This is a genomic window from Sphingomonas yabuuchiae, from assembly GCF_001477495.1.
Classification (GTDB): Bacteria; Pseudomonadota; Alphaproteobacteria; order Sphingomonadales; family Sphingomonadaceae; genus Sphingomonas; species Sphingomonas yabuuchiae_A.
The window spans coordinates 15499-38132 of record NZ_LDTF01000114.1 but is presented as its reverse complement, the minus strand read 5'-3'; the positions used below and the strand labels follow the sequence as shown (position 1 = coordinate 38132).

22 protein-coding genes are annotated in these 22634 nt (G+C 66.9%); 16 read left to right on the top strand and 6 right to left on the bottom strand.

Annotated features, from left to right (window positions below):
• Positions 1-330: 330 nt before the first annotated feature.
• From NS355_RS16985 to NS355_RS16970, 4 genes are all read right to left on the bottom strand, one after another.
• Positions 331-585, bottom strand: a complete 255-nt coding sequence (locus NS355_RS16985) for a DUF6356 family protein (protein WP_058746761.1) — start codon at positions 583-585, stop codon at positions 331-333.
• Between the two features lie 60 nt (positions 586-645).
• Positions 646-882, bottom strand: a complete 237-nt coding sequence (locus NS355_RS16980) for a helix-turn-helix transcriptional regulator (RefSeq protein ID WP_430727020.1) — start codon at positions 880-882, stop codon at positions 646-648.
• Positions 843-1250, bottom strand: a complete 408-nt coding sequence (locus NS355_RS16975) for a hypothetical protein (protein WP_058746759.1) — start codon at positions 1248-1250, stop codon at positions 843-845. The genes NS355_RS16980 and NS355_RS16975 overlap by 40 nt, the downstream gene beginning before the upstream one ends.
• Positions 1251-1314: 64 nt before the next feature.
• Positions 1315-2706 carry a UDP-N-acetylmuramate--L-alanine ligase gene (locus NS355_RS16970; RefSeq protein ID WP_058746758.1) on the bottom strand — a complete coding sequence of 464 codons (1392 nt, stop codon included), beginning with the start codon at positions 2704-2706 and terminating at the stop codon, positions 1315-1317.
• Between the two features lie 74 nt (positions 2707-2780).
• Here NS355_RS16970 and NS355_RS16965 point away from each other — a divergent pair, with 74 nt between their 5' ends.
• The 5 genes from NS355_RS16965 (at position 2781) to infC (ending at position 7567) form a co-directional block, all read left to right on the top strand.
• Positions 2781-3596: an LD-carboxypeptidase gene (locus NS355_RS16965; protein WP_058746757.1), complete on the top strand. Its 816-nt coding sequence runs from the start codon at positions 2781-2783 to the stop codon at positions 3594-3596.
• A 201-nt stretch (positions 3597-3797) separates the two neighbouring features.
• On the top strand, positions 3798-3941 hold the full coding sequence (locus NS355_RS18430) for a general stress protein (RefSeq protein WP_084788070.1): 144 nt from the start codon (positions 3798-3800) through the stop codon (positions 3939-3941).
• Between the two features lie 129 nt (positions 3942-4070).
• Entirely contained in the window at positions 4071-4820 is a 750-nt protein-coding gene (locus NS355_RS16960) for an EAL domain-containing protein (RefSeq protein WP_209445127.1), read from the top strand.
• A gap of 95 nt (positions 4821-4915) precedes the next feature.
• Complete coding sequence (gene thrS, locus NS355_RS16955) at positions 4916-6919, top strand: threonine--tRNA ligase (RefSeq protein WP_058746756.1); 2004 nt, start codon at positions 4916-4918, stop codon at positions 6917-6919.
• Between the two features lie 114 nt (positions 6920-7033).
• The gene (gene infC, locus NS355_RS16950; RefSeq protein WP_037569087.1) at positions 7034-7567 is read left to right on the top strand and encodes a translation initiation factor IF-3; all 534 of its coding nucleotides are present in this window, start codon (positions 7034-7036) and stop codon (positions 7565-7567) included.
• 305 nt (positions 7568-7872) lie between these two features.
• On the opposite strand, the gene NS355_RS16945 is transcribed toward infC, so the two are convergent.
• Complete coding sequence (locus tag NS355_RS16945; protein WP_058746755.1) at positions 7873-10029, bottom strand: histidine kinase dimerization/phosphoacceptor domain -containing protein; 2157 nt, start codon at positions 10027-10029, stop codon at positions 7873-7875.
• A gap of 192 nt (positions 10030-10221) precedes the next feature.
• Here NS355_RS16945 and NS355_RS16940 point away from each other — a divergent pair, with 192 nt between their 5' ends.
• Genes NS355_RS16940 through NS355_RS16920 form a run of 5 tightly spaced genes read left to right on the top strand, consistent with a single transcriptional unit; the run spans position 10222 to position 15580 of the window.
• Entirely contained in the window at positions 10222-11388 is a 1167-nt protein-coding gene (locus NS355_RS16940; protein ID WP_058746754.1) for an acyl-CoA dehydrogenase family protein, read from the top strand.
• 16 nt (positions 11389-11404) lie between these two features.
• Positions 11405-13003, top strand: coding sequence for a carboxyl transferase domain-containing protein (locus NS355_RS16935; RefSeq protein WP_058746753.1), 1599 nt, complete (start codon positions 11405-11407; stop codon positions 13001-13003).
• A gap of 5 nt (positions 13004-13008) precedes the next feature.
• Complete coding sequence (locus NS355_RS16930) at positions 13009-13281, top strand: barstar family protein (protein ID WP_167345487.1); 273 nt, start codon at positions 13009-13011, stop codon at positions 13279-13281.
• Complete coding sequence (locus NS355_RS16925; RefSeq protein WP_058746751.1) at positions 13281-15134, top strand: acetyl/propionyl/methylcrotonyl-CoA carboxylase subunit alpha; 1854 nt, start codon at positions 13281-13283, stop codon at positions 15132-15134. The genes NS355_RS16930 and NS355_RS16925 overlap by 1 nt, the downstream gene beginning before the upstream one ends.
• Entirely contained in the window at positions 15131-15580 is a 450-nt protein-coding gene (locus NS355_RS16920; RefSeq protein WP_058746750.1) for a MaoC family dehydratase, read from the top strand. The genes NS355_RS16925 and NS355_RS16920 overlap by 4 nt, the downstream gene beginning before the upstream one ends.
• 7 nt (positions 15581-15587) lie before the next feature.
• On the opposite strand, the gene NS355_RS16915 is transcribed toward NS355_RS16920, so the two are convergent.
• Positions 15588-17651: a TonB-dependent receptor gene (locus tag NS355_RS16915; protein ID WP_058746749.1), complete on the bottom strand. Its 2064-nt coding sequence runs from the start codon at positions 17649-17651 to the stop codon at positions 15588-15590.
• A 267-nt stretch (positions 17652-17918) separates the two neighbouring features.
• Between NS355_RS16915 and ccmC the strand changes: the two genes are divergently transcribed.
• From ccmC to NS355_RS16885, 6 genes are all read left to right on the top strand, one after another.
• On the top strand, positions 17919-18644 hold the full coding sequence (ccmC, locus tag NS355_RS16910) for a heme ABC transporter permease CcmC (RefSeq protein ID WP_058746748.1): 726 nt from the start codon (positions 17919-17921) through the stop codon (positions 18642-18644).
• Positions 18645-18741: 97 nt separating this feature from the next.
• On the top strand, positions 18742-19176 hold the full coding sequence (gene ccmE, locus NS355_RS16905; protein WP_058746747.1) for a cytochrome c maturation protein CcmE: 435 nt from the start codon (positions 18742-18744) through the stop codon (positions 19174-19176).
• Positions 19173-21107 (top strand): heme lyase CcmF/NrfE family subunit, encoded by a 1935-nt coding sequence (locus NS355_RS16900; RefSeq protein ID WP_058746746.1) that lies wholly within the window; start codon positions 19173-19175, stop codon positions 21105-21107. The genes ccmE and NS355_RS16900 overlap by 4 nt, the downstream gene beginning before the upstream one ends.
• Positions 21104-21631, top strand: coding sequence for a redoxin family protein (locus NS355_RS16895; protein ID WP_058746763.1), 528 nt, complete (start codon positions 21104-21106; stop codon positions 21629-21631). The genes NS355_RS16900 and NS355_RS16895 overlap by 4 nt, the downstream gene beginning before the upstream one ends.
• Positions 21628-22005 (top strand): cytochrome c-type biogenesis protein, encoded by a 378-nt coding sequence (locus tag NS355_RS16890; protein WP_058746745.1) that lies wholly within the window; start codon positions 21628-21630, stop codon positions 22003-22005. Before NS355_RS16895 ends, NS355_RS16890 begins: the two co-directional genes overlap by 4 nt.
• Positions 21969-22631, top strand: a complete 663-nt coding sequence (locus tag NS355_RS16885; protein ID WP_058746744.1) for a tetratricopeptide repeat protein — start codon at positions 21969-21971, stop codon at positions 22629-22631. The genes NS355_RS16890 and NS355_RS16885 overlap by 37 nt, the downstream gene beginning before the upstream one ends.
• The last annotated feature ends 3 nt before the right edge of the window (positions 22632-22634 follow it).

Genomic DNA, 22634 nt, shown 5'->3' with positions numbered 1-22634 from the left:
CCTCCGTTCAGCCTGAGCGGGGTCGAAGGCCACTCCATGGCATTGCCAAGCAACTCCGTGGAGAGAGGGCATCCCTTGGCCTTCGACTGCGCTCAGGCCGAACGGATGTGGAGGAGTGCGCCGCGCGGCGAGGACTGCCAGTCCCTCGCAAGCGATCCCGAAAGTCTTCGGTCCTACGGCCGCCAGATTCACCGTGTCACACGCGACGCCTGACGGAATTAAGCCCGGCCGGTACCAACAGCAAGCGGCTTAAACCCACCGCATTCCTCCCCAAGCTCGCTTGGGGAGGGGGACCGCTGGCGTCAGCGAGGGGTGGAGGGGCAAGCCCCCTCAAATCACATATTCGACGCTCTTCATCTGCGCCTGTGCGGCCTGTTTCTTGCGTCGCTTGGCCACCATCTCGGCATGAAGCCGGGCGACCGTATCGCTGCCCGTCGTGGTACAAAGCCCCGGCACCACCGCATGGACGATCGCGCCCAGCCCGCCGAAGATCATGATTCCCCCGAACCGTGCCGCGACGCCGAAATGTTCGACATAGCTTTCGCCGACACTGGCGGGGTGCTCGGTAAACAGGCGACGGAACATGACGGGCGTTCTCCTATGGCCGTTCGTGGCGAACCTATCATGGCGATGGGAACTGGCCAATCAGCCTTTGGACGGGCTGATAAAGATGTCCTCGATCGCGCAACCGAACAGCTCGGCGATCCTGAAGGCGAGGGGGAGCGAGGGATCATAGCGCCCCGTTTCGATCGCGTTGACGCTCTGGCGGCTGACTTCCAGAAGCTGGGCCAGGTCCTGCTGGCTCCAGCCGCGCTCGGCGCGCAGGGTGCGCAGGTGGTTGTTCACGCCCGCGCGCGCCGTTCGAGGATGGCGTTGACGCATCCGCCGACGCCAAGGCCCGCGAACCAGATGGTGGCGGCATAATAGCCCTGGGCATGGGGCGCGAGGTGAAAGCCCTCCAGAAAGCCCCAGGCGGTCGTGATCGAAAGGGTTAGGCCGGTTGCAACGAGCGACTGGCGAACCAGCAGCATCTTCACATACTCGTCGCGCATTTCGAGCAGCAATCGGCCTATGACGACGAACACCCCCATGATCGGCAACGCGGGGAGGATCGCGACGAAATATGCGAGCAGGCCAGAGGGCGGCGCATAGTGGAACCACATATTCGCGCCGACCAGCGCGACGCCATACAGCGCCATCGTCGCGATCAGACGGCGGGTATAGCGCTTCATTTCGGGTGGGAAAGCCATGACGAAGCTCCTTCGAATGTGAAGGAGGCTTTACATGGAAAGTCTGCTTTACGTCAAGCGTCCTTTACTTGCCCGTGAGCCGCTCCACCATGTCCTGCGCCAACAGACTGAGCGTGTCGTCGCGCGCGCCCATCACCACGATTCGGTCGCCAGACCTGGCTTCGGCCACCAGCATCGCCGCCGCCTCGGCACGGTCGGCGATGTGGCGGGCATCAACGCCGCGCCCGCGCAGGTCGGCGGCGATGTCAGCGCTGGTCACTTCGCGTGCGACGGTGCCGCCGAAATAGGCCGGGTCGGGCAGGGCCAGCACGTCGCCCTCCCGCATCCGCGCGGCGATGCTGTCGACCAGTTCGGTCCGCATGACCTTTAGCGGGCCATAGCCATGCGGCTGGAACAGGATCAGCAGCCGGCCGGGAAAGGCGTGGAGCGTGTCGAGCGTGGCGGCGATCTTGTCGGGGTTGTGGCCGAAATCATCGATGACGGTGACGCCCTTCGCCTCGCCGACCTTCTCGAACCGGCGCTTCAGGCCGGTGAAGCGTTCGACCGCGCGGATCGCATCGATCAGCGGCACGCCCGCCGCGACGCTCGCGCCGATCGCGGCCAGCGCGTTGGAGACATTGTGGCGGCCCGGCACCGACAGCCGGACATGATAGCCCGCACCGCCGGTGATCAGGTCGAAGCCGATGGCGAAGGGTTCGGGCTTCAGCGCCTCGGCGACCAGATCGGCCGCGCCCTCGACGGCGAACGTGGTCAGGTTGGGGATGTCGGCCAGCAAGGCCGCCGTCTCGGCATCGCCTGCGTTCGCCACGACATGCTGCGCGCGCGAGGCAAAGCCGCCGAACAGGTCGCGCAGTTCTTCCAGCGACTTATGGTCCAGGCTGACATTGTTCAGGACCGCGATGGCCGGATTGTAGAGCGCGATCGAGCCGTCGCTTTCGTCCACCTCGCTGACGAACGCCTCGCCGCCGCCGACCAGTGCGCTGGCAAAGGGGCTGTCGGGGGAAACGAAGTCCTTCATCACCGCGCCGTTCATGGCGGTCGGATCGCGGCCCGTTTGATGCAGGATGAAGGCGATCATGCCGGTGACCGTCGACTTGCCGCTGGTCCCCGCCACGCCGATCGGCAGGCGGCTTTCGTTGAACAGGCTCGCCAGCATCTGCGCACGGGTGGCGCGGGCGCAGCCCAGCCGGTTGGCGGCGACGATGTCGGGCACCGTCTCCTCGACGGCGGCGGAGGCGATGACGAGCTGGTCGGCCGAGGTCACGCCCGACCCGTCCTGCGGGAACAGCGCGATCCCCGCAGCGCGCAGGGCATCGAACTTGGCGGCGACGCGCCTCTGGTCCAGTCCCCGGTCGGAGCCAGCTACGGTCCAGCCCCGCGCGCGCAGGATCATCGCCAGCGGCATCATCCCCGATCCGCCGATACCCACCAGAAAACAGGAATTGCCGTTGGTCATGGCGCCACGCTATCGGCGGTAATGCGGCACAGGGCAATGCCCCGCCGGATCGGCAGCCAAGGGGGTACGCCAGAATGAAGATCGGAATCCTCGCCCCCGCCAGCATCGGCAACCCCGCCGCCGAAGCCCCGGTCAGCGCCTTCGCCGCGATCGCCTATCCGGACGTCGACCTGATCTTCCACCCGCAATGCTATGAGCAGGACGGCCATTTCGCCGGGTCCGACGAACGCCGTGCCTCGGCCTTTCTGGAGTTCGCCAATGATCCCGGCATCGACGCGATCTGGTTCCTGCGCGGCGGATACGGATCGAACCGCATCCTGTCGCGGGTCATGCCCCATCTGAACGCGGCGGCGGGGCACAAGACCTATATCGGCTATTCCGACCTCGGCTTCGTGCTGGCCGCGCTCTATGCCCGGCGGATCGGACGGCCGGTCCATGGGCCGATGGCGAGCGACATTCGTCGCCAGCATGGCGACGCGACGGTGGCGCGCTCGCTCGGCTGGCTGGTGAGCGGCGACCGGCAGGGGCTGGAGCCCGGACTCGACGGCCGCCCGGCGGCGGCGTTCAACCTGTCGATCCTCCATGCGCTGATCGGCACGCCCTGGCTGCCCGACCTGACCGACCATGTCCTGATGATCGAGGAAGTGTCCGAGCATCTCTATGCCGTCGACCGGATGCTGTTCACCATGGCCAACGCCACCCAGCTGAAGGGCGTGGCGGGCGTCCGGCTGGGCGCGGTCAGCAACGTCCAGGCCAACGAGCCCGAATGGGGCGAGACGCTGGAGTTCATGATCCAGCGCTGGTGCAGCGAGATGGGCGTGCCCTATCTGGGGCGGGCGCGGATCGGTCATACGCAGGACAATCACCTCGTGCCGTTCGGAATCGCGTAAGGGACGATAATGAAGGCATGGCGTTTGGCCCATGCATCGCACGGACCGCTATGGCGCAGACAAACTTGCCCTCGTGAATTCCGGTCTTCGCCACCGGCACCGCCGGGTCGTATCGACCTGTCGCCTGCGCCCATCGACGGCAAGGTAACGATGATGGCGGCCTACCCAATCGATCAATAGGGACCGGCCAGGCCGTACGATATCGGCAATCCGGGCAACTTCGCCAACGACCGCGAAAAGGCGTCCGAAGCCGGGCGCAAAGGTGGTCAGGAAAGCGGCGGCAATTTCAAAAACGATCCCGAACGCGCGGCCGAGGCCGGGTCAAAGGGCGGCCAGCAAGATTGACGCCCGGGTCCTGAACCGTGCGGCGGCGGTGGATACGGACCACCGCCGCTCTTTTTTATCGCGTGGCACCTTTAAAAAATTCGGTAAGGCAATGCGTTAACCAATTCCGACTAGCCGGGGGGCATGGAAATGCGCAAAATCTGCAGTGGATGCCGCGACGGTGTCGATTTCGAGATCCCGTTCACGATGGCGTTCCAGCCGATCGTCGACACCATGACCGGCCGCCCCTTTGCCTATGAGGCGCTGATCCGGGGCCTCGGGGGCGAGGGCGCATATAGCGTGTTGTCGCAGGTGAACGAGGCCAACCGCTATTCCTTCGACCAGGCGTGCCGGGTGAAGGCGATCGAGACCGCGATGGCGGCCGGGATCATGGACGGCGATGCGCGGCTGTCGATCAACTTCCTGCCCAACGCCGTCTATTCGCCGATGGCCTGTATCCAGCTGACCCTCCGCACCGCACGGGCCGAGGGGTTGCCGATCGACCGGCTGATCTTCGAGTTCACCGAGAACGAACAAATGGGCTCGCCCGAGCATGTCGCAACCATCATCGACAACTACAAGCAGATCGGCTTTTCAGTCGCGATCGACGATTTCGGCGCAGGCCATTCGGGACTCGACCGCTTCGTTCGCTTCGCCCCCGACGAGGTCAAGCTGGACATGGAACTGGTCCGCGACATCGACACCGATCCCCGCCGCCGCGCCATCGTGCGCGGGGTGGTCGGCATGTGCGCCGAACTCGACACACTGCTGATCGCCGAGGGGATCGAGACGGCGGCCGAGGCCGCGACGCTGCGCGAACTGGGCGTGCGATATCACCAGGGTTACTGGTATGCCCGGCCCGCGCTGGAGGCGCTGCCGGAGGTCCGGGCCTATGCCTGACCTCTCCCCATATACCTGACGGGGATTCTTCCCTATAGAGCCCCTCGTGCCGGGTTCCGCTGGCGCATCACCAGCCCTTATCGAAGAGAGTATCCATGTCCGCGATGTTCCGTATCACGCTGCCCGACGGTTCCGTCCGTGAGGTCGCGCCCGGAACTACTCCCGCGGACATCGCCGCCGCGATCGGTCCGGGCCTCGCCAAGGCGGCGATCGCCGCGCGCGTCGACGGCGAGCTGCGCGACATCATGCGCCCGTTCGAGGGCGATTCCGCGCTCGCGCTGGTGACCGCGAAGGACGAAGCCGACGCGCTCGAACTCGCCCGCCACGACTATGCGCACGTCCTGGCCGAGGCGGTGCAGGCGCTGTTCCCCGGCACGCAGATCACCTTCGGTCCCGCCACCGACGACGGCTTCTATTACGACTTCGCACCCAAGGACCGGCCCTTCACCGAGGAGGACCTGCCCGCGATCGAAGCCGAGATGCGCAAGATCATCGCCAAGGACGAGCCGCTGATCCGCGAGGTCTGGACCCGCGAGCAGCTGATCGAGCGCTGGACGCAGCAGGGCGAGAGCTTCAAGGCGCAGTGGGCCGCCGAGCTGCCCGATGACGAGGAACTGACCGTCTATCGCGCTGGCAAGGGCGAGGATGCCTGGCTCGACATGTGCCGGGGGCCGCACCTCGCCTCGACCGGCAAGCTCGATCCCAATGCCTTCAAGCTGACCCGGGTGTCGGGCGCCTATTGGCGCGGCGACCAGAAGAACGCGATGCTCAGCCGCATCTACGGCACCGGCTGGCTGAACAAGAAGCAGCTGGCCGAGCATCTGACCCGGCTGGAGGAAGCCGCCAAGCGCGACCATCGCAAGCTGGGCAACGAGATGGACCTGTTCCACCTCCAGCAGGAGGCGCATGGTTCGGTCTTCTGGCACCCCAAGGGCTATCGCATCTGGCGCGAGCTGGAGGCCTATATGCGCCGGGCGATCGATGTGGGCGGTTACCGCGAGGTCAAGACCCCGCAGGTGATGGACGCGCGCCAGTGGGAGCAGTCGGGCCATTGGGGCAAGTATCGCGAAAACATGTTCGTGATCCCCGACGAGGTGCCCAATGTCGAGGACGAAGGCCCGCTGGTGTCGGACGATGCGCAGTGGATGGCGCTGAAGCCGATGAACTGCCCGGCGCACGTCCTGATCTTCCGCCAGGGGATCAAATCCTATCGCGACCTTCCCTTACGCTTCTACGAGAATGGCTGCTGCCACCGGAACGAGCCGCACGGCGCGCTGCACGGCCTGATGCGCGTGCGCCAATTCACCCAGGACGATGCGCACATCTTCTGCCGCGAGGACCAGATCGTCGAGGAGGTTCGCGCCTTCTGCGAACTGGCGGACCGGATCTACAAGGATTTCGGCTTCACCTATTCGATCAAGCTGGCGCTGCGTCCTGAAAAGCGCTTCGGCACCGAAGAGATGTGGGACATGGCCGAGACCGAACTGCGCGACGCGGTCGTGCGGGCGGGGCTGGCGACCGAGCAATATGGCTGGGAGGAGCTGCCGGGCGAGGGGGCTTTCTACGCGCCCAAGCTGGAATGGCATCTGACCGACGCGATCGGCCGGACCTGGCAGGTCGGCACCATCCAGTCGGACCGGGTTCTCCCTGAGCGACTCGACGCGTCGTACATCGGTGAGGATGGCGAGCGGCACCGCCCAATCATGCTCCACCGCGCGATATTCGGCTCGTACGAGCGGTTCATCGGCATCCTGATCGAACATTATGCGGGCCGCTTCCCCGTCTGGCTCGCGCCGGTGCAGGCGGTGGTTGCGACCATTGTATCGGACGCCGATGGCTATGCCGAGGAAGCGGCGGCCAAGCTGGCGGCGGCGGGTATCCGCGTCGAGACCGATCTGCGCAACGAGAAGATCAACTACAAGGTGCGCGAACATTCGGTCGCCAAGGTCCACGTGCTGCTGGTCGTCGGCAAGCGCGAGGCCGAGGAAGGCAAGGTCGCCGTCCGCCGCCTGGGCAGCCAGGCGCAGGAGATCATGACGCTGGACGAAGCCATCGCCATGCTGCGCGAGGAAGCGACTCCGCCCGATCTGCGCGGCTGAAACATCACGGGTTGAACGAAAGGGCGGGGCGTTTGTCTCGCCCTTTCAAATTCGGGCCCGATCGCTTATATTGAAATCGTAATTGCCACAGGAGAAATACCCATACGTCCTCCCATGATGCGCCGTCCGATGCAGGCGCCGCCGATGAACGGTCCTCGGTTCAACGAGTGGATTCAAAGCCCCAAGGTTCGCGTGATCGACCATGAGGGCGAGAATCTTGGCGTGATGTACACGCGCGAGGCGATGGCACAGGCCCAGGAGCTGGGACTCGACCTGGTCGAGGTGTCGCCCAACGCCGATCCGCCCGTCGCTAAGTTCCTCGACGTCGGCAAATATAAGTACGAGGCGCAGAAGAAGGCGAACCTCGCCCGCAAGTCGCAGAAGACGCAGGAGATCAAGGAGATCAAGATGCGTCCGAACATCGACGACCATGATTACGACACCAAGATGAAGAAGGTGGTCGAATTCATCGGTGAAGGCGACAAGGTGAAGGTCACCATGCGCTTCCGCGGTCGCGAACTGAGCCACGGCCAGCTCGGCATGAACGTGCTCCAGCGCGTCGCCGAGCAGGTGGCCGAGGTCGCCAAAGTCGAAGCCTATCCGCGCATGGAAGGCCGCCAGATGCTGATGGTGCTGGCCCCGAAGTGATGCGCGGCGACTCGGGGACACCCGGGTTGCGCCAATTCTTTTGAAAACCCCCGGTGGCCCGATGGGCTGCCGGGGGTTTCCGTATTGGACGTACGTGCAGAATGTCGAACCTAAGTCGCCGTTGCGCCTGAGCGACGAAGGTTCGAGCCTGGTGACAATGCCCTGAATCAAGGCAAGCCCCTCCCCTTCAGGGGAGGGGTTGGGGTGGGGCCTTTCCACGAACGCCGCGCTTGCGGAAGCGCCCCACCCGGTCCCTGCTCTGAAGGGGAGGGGTGGGGCCATTTCAGACTGTCAGGGCCTGGCCCTCAATCGGCGATCGGCGCGACCACGATGGCGCGCAGGCCCGGCTGGTTACCGTCATATTCGATCGAGCCCGACAATCGCTGCATCATCGCCGCCATCATCCGGCTGCCAAAGCCGCGACCCTGACCGGGCTCTTCGTCGCCCTTGCCACGCCCCTGATCCGCGACGATCAGGCGCAGGCGGTTGCCATATTGCTCCAGCGTGATCGTCACCGGGCCGACCGCGCCGCCATAGGCGTATTTCGTGGCGTTGATGATGAGTTCGGTCGTGACCAGCCCCAGGTTGATCGCCCGGTCCGTCGGCATCAGCACCGGCGCCAGATCCAGTCGCATCATCGCCGCCCAGTCGCGGCCCAGTGACTGTTTCATGTCGCCGACCAGATCCTCCAGATAGCGAGCCAGATCGACCGTCTGGATCTGGTCGTCGCGGTACAGGCGGCGATGGACCAGTGCCACGGCGGAGAGGCGGGCCTGCGCCTCGGCCAGCTGCTCGCGCACGCGGGGATCGTCCGCCGCCTTGGCCTGAAGCGACAGGAAGGACGAGACGAGCTGAAGGCTGTTTTGGACCCGGTGGTCCACCTCCTTCATCAGGACATCCTTCTGCAGGAGCAGCGCTTCCTTGTCGTCGAGCGTGCGCTGCAAGGCGGTGTTCAGCCCGCGCAGGCGGTGGTTCTGCGCCGCATCGTGCAGTGCCCGGCGCAGGCGGTGCCCCGCCTCGACCTCTTCCATCGTCCAGCGGCGCGAGCGGCCGCGCACCGTCTCCCGCCAGCTTTCGAACGAGGTGCGCGGGTTGAGCGTCGCATCGGGCGTCAGCGCGACCGACTTATGCGGGTTGCCCGCCCATTCGACCTCTTCGACATGCTCGGCGCGGAACCAGAGCAGCGTGACGCCGCCATCGACCAGCGGCAGCGCCAGCACGCCCGCCGCCGTCGCGGCCAGCGATGCGGCGCCGGGCATCTGGGCGGGCAGTTCATGGGTGAAGAACAGGTCGCCCGCGCCCCGGATCACGGCCCAGCTGGCGATCTCGGGAATCGCCAGATCGTGCGGGCAGGTCCCATGGGTATGGACCTTGCCCTGGTCGACAACGGCAAAGCCGGTCGCGCTCATCATCGCCATCATCTCGGGCATCAGGCGGCGCATGGCGGGGACCAGATCGCCCATGCCGATGATGCGCGGCAACAGGCTGTCCTCCGCCGCGCGCAGGCGCAGGCGCTCACGGTACAGCTCCGCCTCTTCCTTCGCGCGAATCTGCCGTGCCAGCGCACTGGCCAGCCCGGCGGCGGCGGCCCGCAGATCGGGCGACAGGCGACGGGGCGTATAATGGTGGCAGGCGATCATGCCCCACAACACGCCGTCCTTGACGATGGAGATCGATGCCGAAGCCGCCACGCCCATATTCTTCAGATAGCGGACATGGATGGGCGACACGCTGCGCAGGCCGACATCGCTGAGGTCCAGCGTCTCGAAACCCTCGGGCCGGATCGGGGCGGGGACGTAATCGACATCCGGGATGCTGCGCGTCCGGTTGCGGACATAGAGCGCGCGCGCCTGTTTCGGGATGTCGGAGGCCGGGAAATGATGATGGAGGAAGGATTGCAGATCGGCCGACCGCGCCTCGGCGACGACGCGGCCCGCATCCTCGTCCAGGAAGCGATAGAGCATGACCCGGTCGAATCCGGTCAGCATCTGGAAGGTGGTGGCGGTCCGTTCGAACAACATGGGCAGGTCGGCGGTCCGCTCGAAACTGGTGACGGCCGCGTCGATCCAGTTGAGCGGGCTGCCCTTGCCCCATGGCGCGTCGGTGCTTCCGGCTTCCAGCTCGATCAGAATACGCTCACCTGCGACGCGGTGCGCCGTAACCGAAAAGCGTTCCGAGATCCCCTCGACCGGCACGGCGGCGACGGTCGTGCCGGGGCCGATCGGCATGTCGGAGACCATCTGTGCGACCTCGTCGCCCAGCAAGGCGGCCAAGGGACGGCCCAGCCAGTCAGGGGCCAATCGCTCCTCGATCGGCCCGGCGCCCGCGATCACTTCCAGCGTCGTGGCGTCGGCCACCAGCAACAACCCGTGCGGCTGGACGGCGCCGGGAATATGAATGGGCTCCCGATCGCAAGCGGTAATGTCCAGGTTGGGATCAGTGGCGACGGAGCGAGTGGCCATCGGGCAAAAAATTCCTCTCAATCCGTCACATGGCGGCTTTCATCCGGGGTTGCAAATCCCCGAATGCTGCAATCGATCCGATATGGGATCGGCTATGGAGAGGCCTGGTCGGGGGACGGAACGAAGATTGCGCGTTTGGGTAATATACGTTTAAAGCGAGCTGACGGACTCAAAGAGCCGCTTGGAGAGGACATGATCGACGATTTCGACTTCGCGCTAGGCGAAAGTGCGGACATGATCCGTGAGGCGACGCGCCGGTTCGCGACCGACCGGATCGCGCCGCTGGCCGCGCGGATGGACGCGGAAGACTGGTTCCCCCGTGACCTATGGCCCGACATGGGCGCGCTGGGCCTGCACGGCATTACCGTTGCTGAGGCCGATGGCGGCCTGGGCCTGGGTTATCTGGAGCATGTCGTCGCGATTGAGGAAGTGTCGCGGGCCTCGGCCTCGCTGGGCCTGTCCTATGGCGCGCACTCCAATCTCTGCGTCAACCAGATCAGCCGCTGGGGCAATGCGGAGCAGAAGGCGAAATATCTGCCCGACCTGATCTCCGGCGAGCATGTCGGCAGTCTGGCGATGTCCGAAGTCTCGGCGGGCTCGGACGTCGTGTCGATGAAACTGCGCGCGGTGAAGGCGGATGGCGGCTGGGTGCTGAACGGCACGAAGTTCTGGATCACCAACGCGGCCTATGCCGAGACTCTGGTGGTCTATGCCAAGACCGGCGAGGGGAGCCGAGGCATTACCGCCTTCCTGATCGAGAAGGACATGGCGGGCTTTGCGATCGGCCAGAAGATCGACAAGATGGGCATGCGCGGCAGCCCGACGGCCGAGCTGGTCTTCAACGACTGTTTCGTCGGCGATGCGCAGGTGATGGGGCCGGTGAATGGCGGCGTCGGGGTGCTGATGAGCGGGCTCGACTATGAGCGTGCGGTGCTGGCGGGCATCCAGCTGGGCATCATGCAGGCGTGCCTCGACGTGGTCGTGCCCTATGTTCGTGAGCGGCGTCAGTTCGGCCGGGCGATCGGCGAGTTCCAGCTGATCCAGGCCAAGATCGCCGACATGTATGTCGCGCTCAATTCCGCCCGCGCCTATGTCTATGCGGTGGCGCGGAGCTGCGACGCCGGGCGCACGACGCGGTTCGACGCGGCGGGCGCGATCCTGCTGGCCAGCGAGAATGCGGTGAAGGTTTCGCTCGAGGCGATCCAGGCGTTGGGCGGGGCGGGCTATACCAAGGACTGGCCGGTCGAACGTTTCGCACGCGATGCCAAGCTGCTCGATATCGGGGCAGGGACCAATGAAATCCGCCGGATGCTGATCGGGCGCGAACTGATCGGCAAGCTCGAAAAGGTGGCGCAATGAGCCTTGGGGTGAAGTGATGGGTGCGGTTCATCCCACGCGGATCGCGCGCGACGATGCGACGTTCCGCACCAACGCCGATCACAACCGGGCCCTCGCCGAGCGCCTCCGCGTCGATGTCGCCAAGGCCGGGCTCGGCGGTAGCGACGCCTCGCGAGAACGCCACATGGCGCGCGGCAAGCTGCTCCCCCGCGACCGGGTGGAGCAGTTGCTCGATGCGGGCTCGCCTTTCCTCGAAATCGGTCAGTTGGCGGCCAATGGTTTGTACGACGATGCGGTCCCCGGCGCCGGGGTGATCGCCGGCATCGGCCGGGTTCAGGGCCGCCAGGTGATGATCGTCGCCAATGACGCGACGGTGAAGGGCGGCACCTATTACCCGCTGACCGTCAAGAAGCACCTGCGCGCGCAGGAGATCGCGCTCGAGAACCGGCTGCCCTGCATCTATCTGGTCGACAGCGGCGGCGCGAACCTGCCGCATCAGGCCGAGGTGTTTCCCGACCGCGACCATTTCGGCCGCATCTTCTTCAACCAGGCGCAGATGTCGGCGGCGGGCATTCCCCAGATCGCCTGCGTCATGGGCAGCTGCACCGCGGGCGGCGCGTACGTCCCCGCCATGTCGGACGAGACGGTGATCGTGCGCGGGCAGGGGACGATCTTCCTCGCCGGGCCGCCGCTGGTGAAGGCGGCGACGGGCGAGGTCATCTCGGCCGAGGAACTGGGCGGCGCGGACACGCATGGCCGCAAGTCCGGCGTGGTCGATCATGTCGCCGAAAATGACGATCACGCGCTGTCGATCGTCCGCGATATCGTCGAGACCCTGCCGCCGCAGACCATGCCCGACGCGAACCTCGCCGAGGCGGACGAACCGCTCTATCCGGCCGAGGAACTCTATGGTCTGATCCCGCAGGATGTCCGCGCGCCCTATGACGTGCACGAGGTGATCGCCCGGCTGGTCGACGGATCGCGCTTCCACGAATTCAAGGCGCTGTATGGCGCGTCGTTGGTCTGCGGCTTTGCGCATATCCATGGCAAGCCGGTCGCGATCCTGGCCAATAACGGCGTGCTGTTCTCGGAAAGCGCGCAAAAGGGCGCGCACTTCATCGAACTGGCCTGTCAGCGGCGCATCCCGCTGCTGTTCCTCCAGAATATTTCCGGCTTCATGGTCGGCGGCCGCTACGAGGCCGAGGGGATCGCCAAGCACGGTGCCAAGCTGGTCACGGCGGTGGCGACGGCGCAGGTGCCCAAGGTCACCGTGCTGATCGGCGGCAGCTTCGGCGCGGGCAATTACGGCATGTGCGGGCGCGCCTATGGCCCTCGCTTCCTGTTCACCTGGCCCAATGCGCGGATCAGCGTGATGGGCGGCGAACAGGCGGCGAGCGTGCTGGCGACCGTGCACCGTGACGCCGACAGCTGGACGCCGGACGAGGCGGAGGCGTTCAAGGCCCCCATCCGCCAGCGTTACGAGGACGAGGGCAACCCTTGGTACGCGACCGCACGACTGTGGGATGACGGTATCGTCGATCCGGCGCAGACAAGGGATGTGCTGGGCTTGGCGCTGGATGCTTGTCTGAACGCTCCCATCGCGGAGGCACCCCGCTTCGGGGTGTTCCGCATGTAATGGCGATGGACCTGACCATCGACGGCGCGACCCTCACGGACGAGGCCGATTTCCATGCCCGTATCCGCGAAGCCTCGGGCGTCGAATGGTATGGCGGCAATCTCGACGCCTTGTTCGACCTGCTGATCGCGGTTGTCGAGCCGCCGATCGCGCTGACCCTTACCAATGCGGCGGCGGCGCGCAAGGTGATCGGCGAGCGGTTCGATCGCATCCTGACCGTGATATTTGACGCCATCGCCGAACGACCGGGTGCCATCACGTTGAAGCTGGAATCCTGATGATGAAGAGCCTCCTCATCGCCAATCGCGGCGAGATTGCCTGCCGCATCATCCGCACCGCGCGGGAGATGGGCCTGCGCACGATCGCGGTCTATTCCGAAGCCGATGCGCAGGCGCTGCATGTGCGACTTGCGGATGAGGCCATCCTGATCGGCCCGGCCCCGGCGCGCGAAAGTTATCTGGATGCCGCCCGCATCCTCGCCGCCGCACGCGAGAGCGGGGCGGAGGCGATCCATCCGGGCTATGGCTTTCTGTCCGAAAATGCCGAGTTCGCCGAAAGCGTGATCGCCGCCGGGCTGGTCTGGGTCGGGCCGAACCCCGACAGCATCCGCGCCATGGGCCTTAAGGATGCCGCCAAGGCGCGGATGATCGCCGCCGGTGTGCCCGTCACCCCCGGCTATCTGGGCGAGGACCAGGATCCGGACCGCCTCGCCGCCGAGGCCGAGGCGGTCGGCTATCCCGTGCTCATCAAGGCGGTCGCGGGCGGCGGCGGCAAGGGGATGCGCCGGGTCGACGACCCCGCCGCTTTCTCGGAAGCGCTTGCCTCCTGCCGTCGCGAGGCGGCGGCCTCGTTCGGCGACGACCGGGTGCTGATCGAGAAATATATCCTCTCGCCCCGCCATATCGAGGTGCAGGTGTTCGGCGACCGCCATGGACAGGTCGTCCATCTGTTCGAGCGCGACTGTTCGCTGCAACGCCGCCACCAGAAGGTGATCGAGGAAGCCCCCGCGCCGGGCATGGACGCGGCTACCCGCGAGGCCGTTTGCGGAGCCGCCGTCCGCGCCGCTCAGGCGGTGGACTATGTCGGCGCAGGGACTATCGAGTTCATCGCCGACGCCTCGGAAGGGCTGCGCGCCGACCGGGTCTGGTTCATGGAGATGAACACCCGCCTTCAGGTCGAGCATCCCGTCACCGAGGCGATCACCGGCGTCGATCTGGTCGAGTGGCAGCTGCGTGTCGCGGCGGGCGAGTCCTTGCCGATAGCGCAGGGCGACCTGGCCATTCACGGCCATGCGATCGAGGCGCGGCTCTATGCGGAGGACCCGGCCAAGGGCTTCCTGCCCGCCATCGGCACGCTGGAGGTGTTCGACCTCGGCGACGATCCCGCGATCCGCATCGACACCGGGGTCGAGGAAGGCGCGGAGATCACCCCCTGGTACGATCCGATGATCGCCAAGGTCATCGCCCATGGCGACACCCGCGACGCGGCGCGCGAGGCACTGGCCGATGCGCTGGACGAGGCGGTGATCTGGCCGGTGCGCACCAATGCCGGGTTCCTGGTGCAGGCGCTCGACCATCCCGATTTTGCCAGCGGCCAAGTCGATACCGGCCTGATCGCGCGCGAGGGCGAGGCGCTGATGCCGCCGACCGAGCCGTCGGAAGAGGCGTTGGCCGAAGCCGCCGCCGCGCTGATCGGGCAGGACGGATTGTCGGGCTTCCGCCTCAACGCCGCGCCCCGGCGGAGCGCGCGCTTCCTGCTCGATGGGCGGCCGATCACCGTCGATTTCAGCGAGGCCGGGGAGGTGCCCTTGGCCCCTACGGACGAAGTGCTGATCTCGGAGGGCGGGCAGAGCTGGTCCTTCACCCGCTGGCGCGCCGATGGGCTGGCGGCGGGCGGGGCGGGGGATGGCGCGATCCTGTCGCCCATGCCCGGCCGGATCATCGCGGTCGCCGTGACCGAGGGACAGGCGGTCAGCACCGGCCAGCCGCTCGTCACGATGGAGGCGATGAAGATGGAGCATGTCCTGACCGCGCCCTTCGACGGCGTGGTCACCGACCTGAAGGCCGAGACCGGCGGGCAGGTGGCGGAAGGGATCGCGCTGGTCCGCATCGTCGCGGAGGATGCGGCATGAGCGGGCGCTTCTTCGACGACTGGACGATCGGCGACCGGATCGAACACCCCATCCGCCGCACCGTGACCGAGACGGACAATCTTCTGTTCTCGACCATGACCCACAATCCGCAACCGCTGCACATCGATGCGGAGGCGGCCAGGGCGAGCGAGTTCGGCCAGATCCTCGTCAACGGCACTTTCACCTTCTCGCTGATGGTCGGGCTGTCGGTGGGGGAGACGACGCTGGGGACGCTGGTGGCGAACCTCGGTTATGACGAATTGGTCATGCCCGCGCCGGTCTTCCTGGGCGATACGCTGCGCGCGACGAGCGAAGTCACCGCGCTCCGTGAAAGCAAGTCGCGGCCTGGGGCGGGCTTGGTGACGTTCCGGCACGAGGCGCTGAACCAGCGGAACGAGGTGGTGTGCCGGTGCTTGAGGACGGCTTTGGTGAAAAAGCGGGGCTAGGAGGCGCTTACAACCGCGTCCGCACCCCGATCCAGAGCGTTCGCGGCGTCGCCCTCTCGATCAGCCCCGCACCGCTATACGCCGCCTCGACCCGCATATCGGCGAGATTCTCCGCCCGCGCCTCGATCAGCCAGCCGCGCACCATCGGCAGCGCCGCATAGGCATCCAGCGTCGTCGCGGGCGAAAGCGAGCGGATATTCTGGTCGTCCTCATATTGTCGCCCGACATGGCGCAGTGTTCCGCTCAACACCGCCCCATGCCGCTCCACCGCCAAGGTCCCCGAAAACTGGTCGCGCGGTGTCTGGGCCGGGCGCAGGCCGTCGAGCGGCGCGGCATTGCCCGACGCCTCCACCCGCGCATCGACATGCGACCAGGACGCGCGGGCGCTGAACGGCCCGGCGGCGGCATTGGCTTCCAGCTCGAACCCCCGGGATCGGATCGCATCGAGATTCTGCCGCATCCGGTACACGCCGTTCGCCGCGACGAAGCCGACGCCGGGGAACGTCCCCGGCCCACGCCCCAGCGTCACATTGGCGATGGCCTCGGTCAGCCGGTTGAAGAAATAGGTACCCGACAGACGAACCCCCGTCGCCGGGGTCAGGTCGAACCCGCCCTCCACCCCCTCGACATGCTCGGGGTTCAGCGCGGCATTGGCGGCGGTCGCATCGGCCCCCGCGCGGAACGGCCGGTAGAGTTCGTTGAGCGTCGGCAGCCGCCACCCGCGATAGGCCGCCCCACGCAGGGTCAGCGGCTGCGCGAGCCGCAGCGCCGCGCCCAGCCGCCCGGTAAATTCCTGGCCGGAGCGCTTCGGAAAATCGGTGTCGGTCAGCACCGCGCCGGTCGCCAGCACGCCCTCGTCCAGCCGACCGTTGCGGATGCGCCAGTCATCCACCCGCGCGGCGGCGGTGACGGTCAGCGCGCCCGCCTCGACACTGCCGTCGGCGAACAGCCCCATGGTGCGTGTCGCGCCGCCCGCTTCGCGCCGCCGGGTCGGAAGTCCCGCGACATAGGTGTAGAGCTCCTGCGTCCCCCCGCTGGTGTCGCGGATATCACCACCCAGCCGCAGCTTGACCGTATCGCCGAGCGGCGGCGACACCTCGATCCGCCCGCCAAGGCCCGTGGCGGGGACATTATACTGGTCGAGCGTCAGGGTCGCCGCCGTCCGCGCCGCATTCACGCTGGCATAGCGCGAGGCGAATTGCCGCGTCTGGACATAGGCCAGCGTCGACCAGCCCCAGCGCCCCCGCCCGACCAGCCGGACGCTCGCGTCCGCACCGTCCGAACGATTGTCGGTGAAGTCGGTCCCCCGGTCGCGCGAGTCGTGAAAGGCGGCGAGTGTCATCTGCAACTCGGTGGCGGGTGCGATCCCGACGACCCCGCGCGCCGCGCCCGAATATTGTTCGTAAGGCGCGGGCCGGTCGGCGGGGCCTCGCTGGCCCTCGACGATGGGCGTGAATCCCTCGCCGCGCGCATAGGCGCCGGACACCGTCAGGAACCCGCCATCCCGTACCAGCGATGCCGCCCCTTGCGCATCGACCGAATCACGGCTGCCATAGGAAAGGGCCATGTCCAGCGGCGACAGCTGGTCGGGCGTGGCACTGTCCATCTCGATCGTGCCCGCCAGCGCACCCGGCCCCCAGAAACCCGATCCGCCGCCGCGCGTCACCCGGATGCGCCCCAGCCGCCCGGTCGCATAGGCGGGAAACACCACCCAGCCACCGAACGGATCGGCCTGCGGCACGCCGTCCAGTACCAGCAGCGCGCGACTGGATGCATTGCCGCCCAGCCCGCGCAACGTGATTCCCTGAGAGGTCGGATGCGCCGAGCGGCTGTCCGATCGGCGAAACTGCTGGAGTCCGGCTACGTCAGCGAGGACATTTTCCAGCCGCTGCGAGGCATTTTGCGTGATCCGATCGCGGTCGATTGTCACCACGTCCAGCGCCCGGTCGCCCGGCTGGTCGGCCAGGCCTCGTCCGGTGACGATGATGGTTTCGGGTTCGGTGGTCTGGGCGGAGAGGGGGGCGGGCGCGATAACGAGAGCGAGCAATGGCAGGCGGTGGAGTGCGGGCATGGTGTTTGGGGGTCCCCTTTGCTCCCCTGATAGGGATGTCATGATGGGAAGACGAATCAGAGCTTTAAGAGGTCCCGCCTTTAATGGATCTCACGCCCCTCCCGTAAACGGGAGGGGATGGGGGAGGGCAGGCCACAAGCGATGGTCTCTATGAGACACCGTGCCCTCCCCAAACCCCTCCCGCCTGCGGGGGGGCTTAAGAAGAGGGGCAGGTGGGCCTCAAACACGGATGACGCGCCCGAAAAACCGCCTTACAGTCCTGTCATCGTGGCCACTCTGCACATCCTTGCCAACCCTGCGCGTTTCCTGAAGATCGCCCGTCCGCTGACCGGGATTTTTCTGGGGCTCGGCATCGTGCTGATCGCGGTCGCGGTCTGGGCGGGACTGACCCGGACGCCGCCGGATTACCTTCAGGGCGAGACGGTGCGTATCCTCTACATCCATGTCCCCGCCGCCTGGCTGGGCATGGGGGGATGGAGCGGGATCGCCATCGCCAGCCTGTCGCTGATCGTCTGGCGGCACCCGCTGGCGCAGGTTGCAGGCCGCGCCATTGCCTGGCCGGGGGCGGTCTTCACGGCACTTTGCCTAGCAACCGGATCGATCTGGGGGCGGCCGACCTGGGGGACGTGGTGGCAATGGGACGGGCGGCTGACCTCGATGCTGCTGCTGCTGTTCGTCTATCTGGGCTATATCGCGCTCGCCCGCGCCGATGCGGATCGCGGCGGAGACGGGCGGATCCCGGCGCTGTACGGGCTGGCTGGCACGGCGTTGCTTCCGGTCATCCGCTACTCGGTCGTCTGGTGGAACACGCTGCATCAGGGCCAGTCGATCGGGCTGACCGGCTCCAGCATCGACAAGTCGCTGCTCTGGCCGCTGCCGATCGCGCTGGGCGGCTTCACCTTCCTCTTCGCGGCCATCGTGCTGATGCGGATGCGCACCCTGCTCGCCAAGGCCAAGGCCGAGGCGCGGATGCGGCGGATGGCGCGCGCATGAACCAGATGGCGTTCGTAGCGGCGGCCTATGCGGTCATGCTGGGGGGCGCGGGCGCTTTGACCCTGATCAGCTATCTGGCGATGAAGCGCGCCGAGAAATGACGCCCAAATCCCAACGTCTCACGCTGGCGCTGCTGGCGCTGGCCGCGATCGTCGCGGCGGTCCTGCTCGCCATGTCAGCGATGAAGGATCAGGCGGCGTTCTTCTACACCCCCTCCGATGCGAAAGCGCAGGGCCTGCCGCTGGGCAAGGCGGTGCGGCTCGGCGGAATGGTCCAGGCGGGATCGGTCCACCGTGCGCCCGACGGCGTGACGGTGCGCTTTATCGTGACCGACGGCAAGGCGACGACGCCCGTCACCTTTGCTGGCATCACGCCCGACCTGTTCCGCGAGAAATCGGGCGTGGTGGCCGAGGGACAGTTCCAGCCCGATGGCCGCTTCGTCGCGACCAATCTGCTCGCCAAGCATGACGAGAAATATATGCCGCCTGAAATGGCGGGCAATATGCACGAGAGCCGGAGCCTGGAGCCGTGATCGCGGAAAGCGGTCTGGCCGCGCTCTGGTTCGCCGCGATGCTGGCGGGGTTGCAACTGTTGCTCGGCATATTGGCCCTGCGGCGCAAGGATGCGGCGGGCGAGCAGGCGATGGCGGCGATCGGCCCCGTCGCCATCGTACAGGGATCACTCGTCGCGATCGCCATGGCGGCGCTGATCGCGGTGTTCCTGAACACCGATCTATCGGTCAAGCTGGTCGCCGAGAACAGCCATTCGGCCAAGCCCTGGATCTACAAATTCGCCGGAGCCTGGGGCAATCACGAAGGCTCGATGCTGCTCTGGGTCACGATCCTGGGCGCGGGCGGCGCGCTGGTCACGTGGAAGGAGCAGACGCTCGACCGGGCGACCCATGTCGCGACGCTGGCCGCCCAGGGTGCGATCGCGCTGGGCTTCTATGCCTTCCTGCTGTTCGCCTCCAACCCCTTCGCGCGACTGAACCCCGCGCCGATCGAGGGGCAGGGGCTGAATCCGCTCTTGCAGGACCCCGGCCTCGCCTTCCACCCGCCGACGCTGTACGCGGGCTATGTCGGGCTGTCGGTCGCCTTTTCCTTTGCGGTCGGTGCGCTGGTGACGGGGCAGGTCGGCCCGGCCTTTGCCCGTGCGATGCGGCCCTGGGTGCTGGGCGCCTGGGTGCTGCTGACCATCGGCATCACGGCGGGTTCCTATTGGGCCTATTATGAGTTGGGCTGGGGCGGCTGGTGGTTTTGGGACCCGGTCGAGAATGCCTCGCTGATGCCGTGGCTGGCGGCGACCGCGCTGCTCCATTCGGTCAATGTGCTGGCGGCGCGGGATGGCTTGCGCGCCTGGACCGTCATGCTGGCGGTCGTCGCCTTTTCAATGTCGATGATCGGCACCTTCCTGGTGCGGTCGGGCATATTGACCAGCGTCCATGCCTTTGCCGTCGATCCCCGGCGCGGGGCGTTCATCTTGGCGCTGCTCGGCATCTATATCGGCGGCGCGCTGGCGCTGTTCGGCGCGCGGATCGGGCAGGTGCGGGCAGGGCGGAGCTTCGCGTTCGTCAGCCGTGAGGGGGGGCTGGTCGTCAACAATCTGCTGCTGTCGGTCATCCTGGGCATCGTGCTGATCGGCACGCTCTATCCGCTGGTCGCGGCCGGGTTCGGCGTGCGGCTGTCGGTTGGCCCGCCCTTCTTCCACGCCGCCGCCGGGCCGATCGCACTGGCGCTGGTCGCAGTGATGGCGGTCGGGCCAGCCCTGCGCTGGCGGAGCGATGACGCGGAGGCGGTGCTGATTCGAATGCTGTGGCCGATGGTCGCGGCGGCGGGGACCTTTGCGCTGATGCTGACCCTGACCGGGGGCATGGGCGTATTGTCGCTGCTCGGCCTGTCTTTCGGCGTGGGGCTGATCGTCGCCAGCGTGTTGCCGGTCACCCGGCGCAACTGGCGGCGCACGCCCCTGCCGATCTGGGGGATGGTCGTGGCGCATGTCGGGCTGGGCGTCAGCATGGTAGGCATGGCGTGTGACAGTGCCTTCACCGCCGAGCGGCTGGTCGCGCTCTATCCGGGGCAGGCGACCATCGTTGGCCCATGGCGGGTGGAGCTGAACCGCATCTATCCCAATGTTGGCGCCAATTGGTCGGCGCTGGAGGCGCGGCTGACCGCGACGCGCGAAGGCGACGGCGCCACGCTGCGTCCGCAGCAGCGGTTCTTCACCGATCCGCCGACCACGACCAGCGAGAGTGCCATCGCGACCCGCTGGGACGGGCAGCTCTATACCGTGCTGGGGCAGCAGGATGCCGCGACCGGGCGCTGGCAGTTGCGGCTGTGGTGGAAGCCGTTCGTGACCTTGATCTGGCTTGGCGGCGCGCTGATCGCGCTGGGCGGGGTGCTGGCGCTCGCCGGGCGGTGGTTCAAGGCGTGGCAGCAACGACGGCGGGAGGCTCTGTGGGGATGAAGCGCGCGCTGATCTGGTTGCCGCTGGGGCTGTTCGGGGTGTTCTTCGCGGTGGTCGCAGCCGGGCTGATGCGGCCTGCCGACACGACGGTGCATTCGACCTTGGTCGACAAGCCGCTGCCGGTCTTCCAGCTGGAGCCGATGGTGCCCGGCAAGCCGGGGCTGGCGAGCGGCGATTTCAAGAGCGGCAGGCCGCGCCTGCTCAACGTCTTCGCCAGCTGGTGCATCCCCTGCATTGCCGAGGCGCCGCAGCTAATGGCGTTGAAGGCCAGGGGCGTGCCGATCGACGCCGTCGCGATCCATGACAAGGGCCCCGCCATCGCCGCCTTCCTTCGCCGCAACGGCGATCCGTATGCCGCGATCGGTGACGACAGCCGCAGCCGGGTGCAGATGGCACTCGGCTCTTCCGGCGTGCCTGAGACCTTCCTGATCGACGGGCGCGGGCGGATCGTGCGGCAATATATCGGCGACATCCGCGCCGATCAGGTCGATCAGATCGTCCGCGATGTGGCGGCCGCGAAATGAGCCTTTCGCTCGCCCTGTTGCTGACCGCCGCGACGGCCACGCCCGATTACGGGAATATGCAACTGCCCGACGCCCGCGCCGAGGCGCAGGCGCGTGCCCTGATGGGTGAGCTGCGCTGCGTCGTGTGCCAGGGCCAATCGATCGCCGACAGCGACGCCGACATGGCCGCCGACATGCGGGCGCTGGTCCGCCAACGCATCGCGCGCGGCGAGAGCCCGGAGGCGATCCGAGCCTGGCTGATCGAGCGGTACGGCGATTATGTCAGCTATGACCCGCCCTTGTCGGGTGCGACGGCGTTGCTCTGGGCGACGCCGATCCTGTTGCTGGCAGTCGGCGCGTGGATCGCGCGGTCCAGCTTTCGGAAGCGGCGCTGATGGGCTGGCTGATCCTGCTGCTGATCGCCGCCGGAGCGATGGGCCTGGCGCTGTGGTTGCGGTTTCCGCGGCCGCTCTGGACGATGCTCGGGGCCGCGCTGGCGCTGGGCGGCGTGGGCTATGCATGGCAGGGGCGGCCGACCCTGGCGGCCAGCGCGCCCGCGCCGCGGCCCGATGCGCTGCTCGACAATGACGCGATTTCCGAGCTGCGCGGGCAGTTGATCGGGCGTTACGGCGGGGAGGCGGCAATGTTCACCGCCGCCGATGCCCTGTCGCGTTCGGGCAACAAGCGCACCGCAGTGCAGATCATGCTGGGCGCGGTCGGCGGCGACCGGACCAGCGTTCCCTATTGGACCGAACTGGGCAATGTCCTGTTCGCGCATGACGGCTATCAGATGTCGCCCGCCGCCCGCTTCGCCTTTCGCCGCGCACGGACATTGGGACCTCGCGACCCGACGCCTTTCTTCTTCGAGGGGCTGGCCTGGATGCGGGCGGGCGACTTTCGCAAGGCGCGGGTGTTCTGGAACCGTGCCCTGGCGCTTTCGCCCGCCGATGCACCCTATCGCCCGGCTATCGAGCAGCGGGTGATGCTGCTCGATCAGGCGATCCGAATGATGGGCGAATAAGGG

Coding starts and splice junctions, on each gene's coding strand:
- NS355_RS16960 (WP_209445127.1), top strand. CDS start 4,071: ATGCGCAAAATCTGCAGTGGATGCCGCGACGGTGTCGATTTCGAGATC.
- ccmE (WP_058746747.1), top strand. CDS start 18,742: ATGACGCCCAAATCCCAACGTCTCACGCTGGCGCTGCTGGCGCTGGCC.
- NS355_RS16920 (WP_058746750.1), top strand. CDS start 15,131: ATGAGCGGGCGCTTCTTCGACGACTGGACGATCGGCGACCGGATCGAA.
- infC (WP_037569087.1), top strand. CDS start 7,034: ATGATGCGCCGTCCGATGCAGGCGCCGCCGATGAACGGTCCTCGGTTC.
- NS355_RS16965 (WP_058746757.1), top strand. CDS start 2,781: ATGAAGATCGGAATCCTCGCCCCCGCCAGCATCGGCAACCCCGCCGCC.
- NS355_RS16935 (WP_058746753.1), top strand. CDS start 11,405: ATGGGTGCGGTTCATCCCACGCGGATCGCGCGCGACGATGCGACGTTC.
- NS355_RS16970 (WP_058746758.1), bottom strand. CDS start 2,706: ATGACCAACGGCAATTCCTGTTTTCTGGTGGGTATCGGCGGATCGGGG.
- NS355_RS16895 (WP_058746763.1), top strand. CDS start 21,104: ATGAAGCGCGCGCTGATCTGGTTGCCGCTGGGGCTGTTCGGGGTGTTC.
- NS355_RS16945 (WP_058746755.1), bottom strand. CDS start 10,029: ATGGCCACTCGCTCCGTCGCCACTGATCCCAACCTGGACATTACCGCT.
- NS355_RS16930 (WP_167345487.1), top strand. CDS start 13,009: ATGGACCTGACCATCGACGGCGCGACCCTCACGGACGAGGCCGATTTC.
- NS355_RS16925 (WP_058746751.1), top strand. CDS start 13,281: ATGATGAAGAGCCTCCTCATCGCCAATCGCGGCGAGATTGCCTGCCGC.
- NS355_RS16975 (WP_058746759.1), bottom strand. CDS start 1,250: ATGGCTTTCCCACCCGAAATGAAGCGCTATACCCGCCGTCTGATCGCG.
- NS355_RS16890 (WP_058746745.1), top strand. CDS start 21,628: ATGAGCCTTTCGCTCGCCCTGTTGCTGACCGCCGCGACGGCCACGCCC.
- NS355_RS16980 (WP_430727020.1), bottom strand. CDS start 882: ATGCGTCAACGCCATCCTCGAACGGCGCGCGCGGGCGTGAACAACCAC.
- thrS (WP_058746756.1), top strand. CDS start 4,916: ATGTCCGCGATGTTCCGTATCACGCTGCCCGACGGTTCCGTCCGTGAG.
- NS355_RS16915 (WP_058746749.1), bottom strand. CDS start 17,651: ATGCCCGCACTCCACCGCCTGCCATTGCTCGCTCTCGTTATCGCGCCC.
- NS355_RS16985 (WP_058746761.1), bottom strand. CDS start 585: ATGTTCCGTCGCCTGTTTACCGAGCACCCCGCCAGTGTCGGCGAAAGC.
- NS355_RS16940 (WP_058746754.1), top strand. CDS start 10,222: ATGATCGACGATTTCGACTTCGCGCTAGGCGAAAGTGCGGACATGATC.